Source organism: Anaerovibrio sp., assembly GCF_045637405.1.
GTDB lineage: Bacteria > Bacillota > Negativicutes > Selenomonadales > Selenomonadaceae > Anaerovibrio.
Genome location: NZ_JAZTZI010000096.1, coordinates 26,425 through 36,026, shown reverse-complemented (window position 1 = coordinate 36,026; position 9,602 = coordinate 26,425). Strand labels below are relative to the sequence as shown.

13 protein-coding genes are annotated in these 9,602 nt (G+C 44.3%); 1 reads left to right on the top strand and 12 read right to left on the bottom strand.

Translation table 11 applies throughout. The features are described from left to right. From ACKI5G_RS07085 to ACKI5G_RS07045, 9 genes are all read right to left on the bottom strand, one after another. Positions 1 to 389, bottom strand: a 389-nt coding sequence (locus tag ACKI5G_RS07085; protein ID WP_407398957.1) for an ABC transporter permease, incomplete at its 3' end; no start/stop codon positions are given. Further along, positions 379 to 1,095, bottom strand: coding sequence for an ABC transporter ATP-binding protein (locus tag ACKI5G_RS07080; RefSeq protein ID WP_407398955.1), 717 nt, complete (start codon positions 1,093 to 1,095; stop codon positions 379 to 381). The genes ACKI5G_RS07085 and ACKI5G_RS07080, both read right to left, overlap by 11 nt. Before the next feature lie 19 nt (positions 1,096 to 1,114). Next, entirely contained in the window at positions 1,115 to 2,251 is a 1,137-nt protein-coding gene (locus ACKI5G_RS07075) for an efflux RND transporter periplasmic adaptor subunit (protein WP_407398953.1), read from the bottom strand. A gap of 34 nt (positions 2,252 to 2,285) precedes the next feature. Continuing rightward, entirely contained in the window at positions 2,286 to 3,593 is a 1,308-nt protein-coding gene (locus tag ACKI5G_RS07070) for a TolC family protein (protein WP_407398951.1), read from the bottom strand. A gap of 152 nt (positions 3,594 to 3,745) precedes the next feature. Next, positions 3,746 to 4,897, bottom strand: a complete 1,152-nt coding sequence (locus ACKI5G_RS07065) for a S41 family peptidase (protein WP_407398949.1) — start codon at positions 4,895 to 4,897, stop codon at positions 3,746 to 3,748. Between the two features lie 95 nt (positions 4,898 to 4,992). Continuing rightward, positions 4,993 to 6,126 (bottom strand): murein hydrolase activator EnvC family protein, encoded by a 1,134-nt coding sequence (locus ACKI5G_RS07060; protein WP_407398947.1) that lies wholly within the window; start codon positions 6,124 to 6,126, stop codon positions 4,993 to 4,995. Positions 6,127 to 6,135: 9 nt separating this feature from the next. Further along, entirely contained in the window at positions 6,136 to 7,023 is an 888-nt protein-coding gene (gene ftsX / locus ACKI5G_RS07055) for a permease-like cell division protein FtsX (protein WP_407398945.1), read from the bottom strand. Then, positions 7,013 to 7,699, bottom strand: coding sequence for a cell division ATP-binding protein FtsE (gene ftsE, locus ACKI5G_RS07050; protein ID WP_027397372.1), 687 nt, complete (start codon positions 7,697 to 7,699; stop codon positions 7,013 to 7,015). Before ftsE ends, ftsX begins: the two co-directional genes overlap by 11 nt. Positions 7,700 to 7,886: 187 nt before the next feature. After that, complete coding sequence (locus tag ACKI5G_RS07045; RefSeq protein WP_407398943.1) at positions 7,887 to 8,219, bottom strand: helix-turn-helix domain-containing protein; 333 nt, start codon at positions 8,217 to 8,219, stop codon at positions 7,887 to 7,889. Positions 8,220 to 8,497: 278 nt separating this feature from the next. Here ACKI5G_RS07045 and ACKI5G_RS07040 point away from each other — a divergent pair, with 278 nt between their 5' ends. After that, positions 8,498 to 8,746, top strand: coding sequence for a hypothetical protein (locus tag ACKI5G_RS07040; RefSeq protein ID WP_407398941.1), 249 nt, complete (start codon positions 8,498 to 8,500; stop codon positions 8,744 to 8,746). 73 nt (positions 8,747 to 8,819) lie between these two features. On the opposite strand, the gene ACKI5G_RS07035 is transcribed toward ACKI5G_RS07040, so the two are convergent. The 3 genes from ACKI5G_RS07035 to ACKI5G_RS07025 are packed head-to-tail and all read right to left on the bottom strand — an operon-like array spanning position 8,820 to position 9,560. Next, positions 8,820 to 8,981 carry a hypothetical protein gene (locus ACKI5G_RS07035; RefSeq protein ID WP_407398939.1) on the bottom strand — a complete coding sequence of 54 codons (162 nt, stop codon included), beginning with the start codon at positions 8,979 to 8,981 and terminating at the stop codon, positions 8,820 to 8,822. Next, positions 8,968 to 9,282, bottom strand: coding sequence for a type II toxin-antitoxin system RelE family toxin (locus tag ACKI5G_RS07030; protein ID WP_407398937.1), 315 nt, complete (start codon positions 9,280 to 9,282; stop codon positions 8,968 to 8,970). The genes ACKI5G_RS07035 and ACKI5G_RS07030 overlap by 14 nt, the downstream gene beginning before the upstream one ends. Next, positions 9,282 to 9,560 carry a hypothetical protein gene (locus tag ACKI5G_RS07025; protein ID WP_407398935.1) on the bottom strand — a complete coding sequence of 93 codons (279 nt, stop codon included), beginning with the start codon at positions 9,558 to 9,560 and terminating at the stop codon, positions 9,282 to 9,284. Before ACKI5G_RS07025 ends, ACKI5G_RS07030 begins: the two co-directional genes overlap by 1 nt. Positions 9,561 to 9,602 lie beyond the last annotated feature (42 nt).

The following is a 9,602-nucleotide window of genomic DNA, read 5'->3' as shown; positions in this document are numbered from 1 at the left end:
CCGACTTCAGGAGTAACACCCATTACCGAGGAATTCCAGTTCTGATTGCCGTAGACAATCTGGTAGGACCGGGACACAGACGGAGAAACGTAATCAATATTTTTAACTTTTTCCTTAATGGCCTTAGCATCATCGTATTTCAGATTGGTGCGGGAGCCTGCAGCTCCACGGACACCGCCCCTGTTGGTGGAGCCAGGCGATACAATAAGCATATTACTTCCCAAGGAAGAAATGCTGTTTACCACGTCACTCTTAACACCCATCCCCACAGATACCATGGCGATAACAGCACCAACACCGATGATTATGCCCAGCATTGTGAGAAGGGACCGCATTTTATTTGCCAAAAGGGCAGTAAAGGCCATGGAAAAGCTTTCCTTAAACAACATCCAAAACCACGCCCTTCCCTTCATCTCTGGTAATAACGCCATCGCGAACTAGCAGCTGACGACTGGCACAAACCGCTATATCCGGCTCATGGGTAACCAAAATAATAGTACGTCCCTTTTCGTGCATGGACTGGAATATTTCCATTATTTCCTTGGTGGACTTGGTATCAAGGTTACCTGTCGGCTCATCCGCCATAATAATCTGAGGATCATTTACCAAGGCACGGGCAATGGCCACACGCTGACGCTGACCACCTGAAAGCTCATTTGGCTGATGATCCGCCCTGTCCGCCAGCCCCACCTGCTCCAGAAAATACATGGCCCGTTCTTCCCGCTCATCAGAGTCTACTCCGGCATAAACCAAAGGCAGTGCCACATTTTCCAGGGCAGAAATTCTGGACAAAAGATTAAAGTTCTGAAAAACAAAACCGATTTTCTGATTTCTGGTCTTGGCCAGCATATCATCGCTAAGGTGTGCTACCTCCTGACCGTCCAGCTTGTAGGAACCAACACTGGGACGATCAAGGCATCCTAAAATGTTCATCAGGGTAGACTTACCAGAGCCTGATGGCCCCATAAGAGCGGCAAATTCCCCCTCCTTAATGTCGAGGTCTATGCCGTTGAGGGCCGCCACCTCCTGATCCCCCACCTTGTATAGCTTTTTTATTCCACGCAGGCTAATAGTAATTTTTTCAATATTACTCATTAGTTATCAACCTCCGCCCTTAAATTGGAGGTCCGCCCGGGCCGCCACCTCTGGTGGTTTTGGCGCTGCTTGCAGTGCTGCTCTTGGCCTTGTAGGTAATGGCCACAGCATCACCATCGGAAAGGCCATCCTCAATTTCCACATATTCATCACTATATATCCCGGTGGATACATAGCGCTTCTCTGTAGTTCCGTCAGGCAGGCTTAGCTGAACATAGGAGCCCTTGGTATCAGTCTTCAAGGCAGAGATTGGAACCACCAAAGCATTCTCCTTTTCAGAGGTAACGATATCCACACGGGCTGTCATGGCCGGCAACAGCAGATTATCAGGATCATCCACATCCAGCACCACATAGTAGTAAATAACACTGGCTGTAGAAGATGAGGAAGCTGAGCTGTTGCTGGAATTGGTATTCCAGCTATTGGTAACGTCTGTCTGGGAAATCTTTGAAACCTTTGCTGTAAAGGTCTTTCCAGTATAGGTATCAACGGTAAAGGTGGCATTCTGGCCAACCTTCACACTGCCAATATCGGTTTCATCCACCTTGGCCAGAATCTGCTTTTTGCTCATATCTGCAATGGTCATAATAACGGTAGGATTACTGTTTCCCTGTACCGCCATGGTTCCAGCACTCTTTGGCTCACCCACTACAACACCGTCCATAGGAGCTACAATAACAGTCTCGCTTAAATCGGACTGGGTTTTCTCCAGATTACTGGAGGCAGTATCGTAGGTTAACTGGGCATCCTCCATTTCCTCCTGAGATTTAGCACCAATGGAGTTAAGATAGGACACGCGATTATACTTGGCTTTGGCATTTATCAGCTTATATTCTGCCTGATCATTGGAGGCCTCATAGTCCTTACCATCCAAAATAGCCACAGTCTGACCAGCTGTTACATGATCGTTTTCCTTTACCAGTACCGACTTTATACGGGCTGTAATCTTGGAGCTCACCTCTACGGAATCCACCGGACGGATGGTTCCTGTGGCAGACACAGTGGATTTTATCTTCATACGCTGAACCTGGGCCATTTCAGTGGCAGTAGCATTTTTTTCCGCATTGGAGTTGCTGAAATACATATATGCACCAAATATTACCACCAAAATTGCGATTAGAATGCCAGCTATTGTGAAAGTTTTTTTCTTTCTCATATCTTTGCCTCTTTTCTCACTTCAGAATAGCCCATCACTTTTCTGATGGCGCATTGGAAACTGTGGAGGTGGAAGGATAAACATCCAGACCCATATCGCTTTCCACAGCTGCCCTATGTCTTGCATAGTCATACTGGGCACTTAAGAAATTATGCTGAGCTGTTTCCAGGGCATTCTGGGCATCAATGATATCAAGCATAATACCCTCGCCAGCCTTGTATTTCTCGTTGGCGATAAAGTAATCCTCCTGAGCCTCTCTCACGGCTTCCTTGGTGGATTCAAAGCGCTTCTCTGCTTCACGCATACTGTTATAATCTGTGCGAACATTCATGTCCACAGTGCTTTTATCCTTATTAAGGGTCAGCTTTGCCGTCTCCAGCTCCACCTTGGCGGCATTCACCTTTCCCTTGGTAACACCGCTGTCCCAAATATTCCAGTTTACACCGATGGTTCCCGAAACGCTGTGATTATCACGGCTTGGTGTCACCTGCTTATTCCAGCCGGTGCTTACACTGAGATCCACTGTTGGCATATATCCAGCCAAGGCATTTTTCAGTGCCAGCTCCTTTTGCTTCACCTGATAGGTATCTACTATTAAATCCTTACGATTATCCAAAGCGTAGGAAACACAAGAATTTACATCATCATTGAAGGGCTCATAAACGAAATCATCCGTTAGCTCCAGCGGCTCATTCTGATCCATATACAGAAGGTTTTTCAATATACTGATACTGTTCTCGTAAGCATTTTGCCCTTTAATCAGACTCTGACGGGCATTAGCCAGCTCCACCTGAGAGCGGAGTACATCAATTTTGGCCTTGCTGCCGGCGTTGTACAGCTGTTCCACATTATTCAGATGCAGCTGATACTTGTCAACGGCATCCTGATAAACTGCCGTCTGCTTCTTGGCCTGTAATACGTCATAGTAAGCCTTGATAACTGACAGCTTGGTGGTCTCCCATTTACGCTGGGTCTGGAGCTTGGCAATATCCACCCCTATTTCTGCACTTTCAATATTCCGGCCTGTTATGTTCCCGTTAAACAGTGGCAATGAAGCAGAAATAGTTGTGGCGTTGTTATTGTCCCAGCCCATGTCATTTTTTTCGGACTTACCGAAATTAGTGCCTGCCTTTACAGAGATACTGTTACTTCCCCGGGCCTGGCTCAGCTTGGCCTGGGCAGAATCTTCAGCCAGTCTGGTTATATTCACGTCAGGATTATTGACCAGAGCCGTCTGTATAGCTTCCTCCATGGACAAGGATGCACATTCACCTATTGGAGCACCTGCCAAAAATCCGCTGGCTGCCAGCAATACGGCTCCTATTAAAAGTCGCTTTTTCATACTGTATATCCTTTCATGCTTTCTCAGTCAAATAAATTGTACTAAGTAATACGTGGAGAGGCACGCATTCTTTGTTGTATTCGCGTATAGTATATGCATTAAACATAAATATTTTATAAACTGAAAATTAAAATACCATTAGGCCCTTCAATTTACTGGAGTTTTTCTTTCATAACTTCTACGGCTTTCAAAAGCTGCACGTCCTCTGTAGGATGCTCCGGCATGGCGATTTCCACATCCGGCTGAATTCCAATACCGTCAATGCTGGTGCCTGATGGGGTATAATACTTGGCCACTGTAAGCTTAATGCCATCACCACGGAAAAGTGGCAAAATAGTCTGCACGGAGCCCTTGCCGTAGGATTTCATACCTACCAAAGTAGCCGCCCCTCTATCCTTTAATGCCCCCGCCAAAATCTCAGACGCACTGGCACTATTGCCATCAATCAGCACCACAATAGGAAGCTCCTTCTCTGTCATGCTGGAATTAAACACCTGCTTATTGCCGGACTTATCAATAAGAGATACCACTTCCCCCTCCGGCACAACCATATTGGCAATATCCATACAAGAAGTAACCAGTCCCCCCGGATTTGCCCTCAAATCAATGATAAGGCCCTTGGCATTTTGGGACTTTTCCTTTTCCAGGGCATCCTTAAATTCCTTGGCAGTGTTTTCACTGAAGGAAGCAATGCGAATATAACCGATTTCAGTATCAGGAATCATATCCCCGGCTGCTGTGGTCATGGAAATACTGGAACGGGTAAGGGTATAGTCTTTATCCTCCTCCCCCTGACGACGAATAGTGATTACCACCTGGGTTCCCTCAACGCCACGGATTTTTCCTACCACTTCCTCTGGCTGAAGCTCAGAAACAGGGGTACCTTCCACAGCAATTACCTCATCACCGTCCTGAAGACCAGCCTGTTGGCCTGGTGTATTTTCCATTACGGACATAATCTTGCAATGACCTGGCTCAGCAAAGCTCATAACCACGCCAATTCCTCCAAAGGTACCATTGTTGATATTGTTGAGTTCACGGAATTTTTCCTCGTCCAAATAAATGGAATATTTATCACCCAAGGATTTCATCATACCATCAATGGATCCGTTTATAAGGATTGTCCGATCCACATCGCCATCGTATTTGTCTTCCACGAAGCTCACAGTGGCAATAAAGCGAAGCATATCCCCGGCCTTTTCCACTGTGCCTCCCAGCATATAAAAGATGGCACAGCATACAATCAACAAGGTAACCAGTACGGTGCTAATTACAAGAAGAATATTTTTCTTAGTCTGACTCATGAACATTCTCCAATCATTTCAATAATAACCCCAAATCGAATTAGAGCCCTTTTACCTGCCACTATGACAGGTAAAAGAGCACATGTTTAAACAATTTACAAATAACTATATGGACTTACCGGCTCACCGTTTTCGCGAACCTCAAAATGGCAATGAGGACCGGTGGAATTACCGGTAGAACCGCAAAGGGCAATGGTCTGGCCCTGGGATACAGACTCACCTTCACCTACCAGAAGCGATTCATTATGGCCATACAGAGTGGTGATTCCGCCACCATGGTCAATAATGACAGTGTAGCCATAGCCACTAATCCAGCCGGCGTGAATAACTGTTCCGCTGGCTGCTGCTGCAATAGGCAGGCCATAATCGCCGCCGATATCAAGACCGCTGTGATAACGCTGGGTACCAAAAATAGGATGAGTACGCCAGCCAAATTCAGAGGTTATAGGGCCATTCAGTGGCCATATCATGGCACCAGAACCGCTGGAAACATAGCTGCCCCCAACCATCTGACTGCGCTGAATCATGCGGGTAATCTCCTGGGATGCCGCCATGATTTCCTCATAGGCCTGCTGTGAAACATCCCTGTCATACTCTGCCTTATCCAAAAGCACCTGCTGGGCCTGCTTCTTATCAAGCATATTTTTCTGCTTGATTTCTGCATCCGCCACCAGAAGCTCCACATCCGCCTTATCCTTTTCCAGCTTGGCCTTGGTGTTCATAACAATCTCGCGGTCAGCCTTCACCTTCATAATAAGGTCGTAATCATGCTTGATAATTCGCTTCAGAATGTCCATACGGGTAAGGAAATCTGAAAAATCCTTGGCCCCGAAAAGCACATCCACATAGCTGATCTGACCGTTGATGTAAATATCCCTTACACGCTTGGCCAGCTTCTTGTTCTTTACCTTCAGCTCATTCTCTGTTTTATTAAGGAGCTCGGTATTATCGTATATATCAGACTGAACCTTATCCAGTCTGCTTTTTACATCGTTGTACTCGGAAGTGGCTGCATCCACCTCTTGCTGCAAAACCCGCAGCTTTTCGGACAAATTATCCACCCGGGCCTGGGCCTCGTTGGTAATCTCCTGCTGCTGTGCCGCTTTTTCCTGCAAATCCTGAAGCTGCTCCTCAAGATCATCAGCCAGAGCAGTTCCTGCCACAGAAAGGGACATGAGAACAGCCATTATAAGACTAACAGGCTTGTGCTTGGTAGTAAAAAAACTCATAACAGCACCTCAGACCTTCAGAAAACGCTTAATGGAAACTGTACTGCCAATGGCACCCATAATCATGCCGCCAATAACCACAATCATTGTAACAAAATTGAGGAACGGCTCCTCCGGAATCAGCGGGAAGAAAGCCAGGGTATCATAAATCTTGGCAGTAATGCCGGAATAGGTGAGGCGCAACACAACGGAAGCAATAAGACTCCCCAAAAAGCCCATCACTATACCCTCCAGCACAAATGGCCAACGAATAAACCAGTCAGTGGCACCAACATATTTCATAATGGCAATCTCCTTGCGGCGGGCAAACACCGTAAGGCGAATGGTATTGGAAATAATAAAGAGAGTGGCCAAAGCCAACACCATCATCAAAGCAAAGCCGAAAATACGAATCAGACGGGTAATATCAAAGAGATGCTCCATAACATCCTGACCGTACTTGGCACTGTCAACACCCTCGAACTTCTCAATGTTTTCAGCGGCGGTTTTAACCATTTCCGGCTGCACCACCATAACCTCAAAGGAATCCGGCAAAGGATTGGTTTCGTCCAAAGCATCCAGCAGAGTCTTTTGGTCTCCCAAACGCTCCTTGAATTTCTCCATGGCCTCTTCCTTTGGCACGAAGGTAACCTTTTCTACCCCCTGCATTTTCTTCAAATCAACTTCCAGATCACGGGCATCATCACGGGAAAAATCATCCTCCAGATAAACCTTGATCTGCACCTGGGATTCCATGGCGTCCACCATTTTGTTCATATTCATAACCAGCATAAGGAACATACCGAAAATAAACAGAGATACCGCAACCGTACCGATGGAAGCAACGGACATCCAGTTGTTACGCCTTAAGGAGTGAATAACCTCCCGTATGTAATACTCAACAGTATTAATGTTCATAGCCGTAACCTCCTCGTGCCTCGTCACGGACTATTTCGCCATGCTCAATGGCAATAACCCGCTTCTGCATGGCATCCACAATGGTCTTGTCATGGGTTGCCATTACGATGGTAGTGCCGGAAGCGTTAATGTTTTTAAAAATATCCATAATTCCCCATGAAGTCTCCGGGTCAAGATTACCAGTAGGCTCGTCAGCAATAACTATGGCAGGATTGTTCACAATAGCCCGGGCAATGGCTACACGCTGCTGCTCACCACCGGAAAGCTGATTTGGGAAGCATTTGTACTTGTCGCGGAGTCCTACAATGTCCAGCACATTATTAACATTGCGCTGCATCATGCGACGGGGTGCCTCGATTACCTGCATGGCAAAGGCAATGTTCTCGTACACTGTCTTGTCCGGCAGCAGGCGGTAATCCTGGAATATAACCCCCAGGGAACGACGCAAATAAGGCACATCCTTATTGGACATGTGAATAATATCACGGCCGTTAACGGTGAGAATGCCAGAGGATGGCAACACCTCACGGAACAGCATCTTAATAAAGGTGGATTTGCCGGCGCCACTAGGGCCTACCAAAAACACAAACTCACCTTTTTTAATATCGACATTGATATGATTGAGGGCAATGGCACCATTGTCATATACCTTCATAACATCATTCATATGAATCATCGAGAAACCTCCATTTCTACACTAAACTTAATTTTATCACAAATGGAGATATTCTAAAAGAATTATCAATTAGAGGATTTTGCTTTAGCCATACACTGGCAGTTTATCCTAACGAAAAAAGAGAGCTGATGCAACAACATAGTGCAGTCACTCTCTTTCTTATTTTCATTATTTATTTTTGGTTTATTTATTTTTGACGGTAAAGAACCCGCAATAAATCCCGCAGCATTTCCCTTTCATCATCTGTAGGAAAGTGAGCATATATGGTATATCGGCCATGCATCAATATATTTTCTAAATCAGCCAGGTCATCCTCCAAAGACGGGTCATCATTTCCTAGTAGATAATCAATGGACACACCAAAGAAATTGGCTATTCTTTTCAGAGTGGCATAGTCTGGTTCCCTGATTCCCCGCTCATACCGGCTATAGGTGTTTTGCATTATATCCAGCTTCTTGGCCACTTCCAATTGTGACATTTCCTGATGTTCCCGTAATGTTCGTAATCTTTCCCCAAACATACACTATCCCTCCTGCTTTAAGAGTACGATAATGCATTTTACAATTATCCTATTTGGGATATTTGTATTGATAATATCCATTTAGGGATATATAATTTAGAAGCGACATTTTCTTAACTGGGAGGACTTACATTGCTCTTTAATTCATATCCGTTTATTTTTGTATATTTACCAATTGTATTTGCAGCCTTTTTCTTAACGGCTAAATATATCAGCCACCGAGCTGCCACATTTACTTTGGTATTAGCATCCATTTCCATGATTACTTACATGCCTATATGGATGAAACGAAAAGAATATGTTCTGATTTAGATATTCCATGGTATAATTTCACTGATTTAGCAACGACCGGTGGCTCTGACGATGAAACAATAGATGGGTTTCATGGTTCCGATGTTGCATATGCTAGAATTACCTATTTACTTGGTAAAAATAATATACTCACCAATTACGTTGATAATGATAAATTAGAATATGCCATAAACCATCCTATTGATAATTTTCAAGTAATTCCCGCTTCAAAATAACTTACTATACCTAAAAACTGCCCATAGTACATATTTTTGTGTACTATGGGCAGTTTTTATTTATTAGCTCGATTCAGTTATAGGCCAAATTGTTTCTCTTGGCAATTTCCATAACATTTTCCAGAGGGGTATCAGCCTGTCGCGAGATTTTTTCGTATGGTTCACGGTCTTTGAGCATATTGTGTTCCTTGGTGGAGAAATAGTCGTGATAATAGATAGTTTTATTTAAGGCCACAAATTTTCTTATATACATCACCACGAGAGCCTGCAAGAATTGTATCAATAACCACTATAATGCCGTTGATAATGGCATAAATCACCCGATAATTACCTATCTTCATTCGATAATAATCGTTTCTTTTTCCCCGAATCCGTTTAATATCTATCTGTTCGGGATGGTTACCAATAAGCAACTCTTTTATTGAAGATTCATATGCTTCTTTTATATCCCCATGAATCTTAAAAAATTTCTCAGCGGCCTTGGTATACTGTATCTTATATGTAAATTCCTGTCTCCCCCTCATATTCATGCTCATCAGGCCTCCTGAACATGAAATTCTTTGCTAGATACTATTTCCAAGTCATCTTCAGCTAAAGAATCTATTGCTGCAAGTATTTCTTCATTTTCCTCAGGGGTTGCATCTTCCACATTAACAGTAAGCCGATAGAAAGGGTCTTTTTTCAGCTTGCCAATGTGCTCTTTGATAGCCTCTCTGATCATATCAGACACTGAAATATTAAAAATAGCCGCAACCTTCTTCATATCCATTATCTCTGTTTCATCCATTTTAAAATTCATTACCTTGCTTGCCATTTTTATCCCTCCCATCTTTCTTACATTATATATCGGTATTAC

Excerpts from the sequence above, each read along its gene's own strand:
- ACKI5G_RS07030 (WP_407398937.1), bottom strand. The coding sequence starts at position 9,282 with ATGAGCATGAATATGAGGGGGAGACAGGAATTTACATATAAGATACAG.
- ftsE (WP_027397372.1), bottom strand. The coding sequence starts at position 7,699 with ATGATTCATATGAATGATGTTATGAAGGTATATGACAATGGTGCCATT.
- ACKI5G_RS07070 (WP_407398951.1), bottom strand. The coding sequence starts at position 3,593 with ATGAAAAAGCGACTTTTAATAGGAGCCGTATTGCTGGCAGCCAGCGGA.
- ACKI5G_RS07025 (WP_407398935.1), bottom strand. The coding sequence starts at position 9,560 with ATGGCAAGCAAGGTAATGAATTTTAAAATGGATGAAACAGAGATAATG.
- ACKI5G_RS07060 (WP_407398947.1), bottom strand. The coding sequence starts at position 6,126 with ATGAGTTTTTTTACTACCAAGCACAAGCCTGTTAGTCTTATAATGGCT.
- ftsX (WP_407398945.1), bottom strand. The coding sequence starts at position 7,023 with ATGAACATTAATACTGTTGAGTATTACATACGGGAGGTTATTCACTCC.
- ACKI5G_RS07065 (WP_407398949.1), bottom strand. The coding sequence starts at position 4,897 with ATGAGTCAGACTAAGAAAAATATTCTTCTTGTAATTAGCACCGTACTG.
- ACKI5G_RS07080 (WP_407398955.1), bottom strand. The coding sequence starts at position 1,095 with ATGAGTAATATTGAAAAAATTACTATTAGCCTGCGTGGAATAAAAAAG.
- ACKI5G_RS07045 (WP_407398943.1), bottom strand. The coding sequence starts at position 8,219 with ATGTTTGGGGAAAGATTACGAACATTACGGGAACATCAGGAAATGTCA.
- ACKI5G_RS07075 (WP_407398953.1), bottom strand. The coding sequence starts at position 2,251 with ATGAGAAAGAAAAAAACTTTCACAATAGCTGGCATTCTAATCGCAATT.
- ACKI5G_RS07040 (WP_407398941.1), top strand. The coding sequence starts at position 8,498 with ATGGATGAAACGAAAAGAATATGTTCTGATTTAGATATTCCATGGTAT.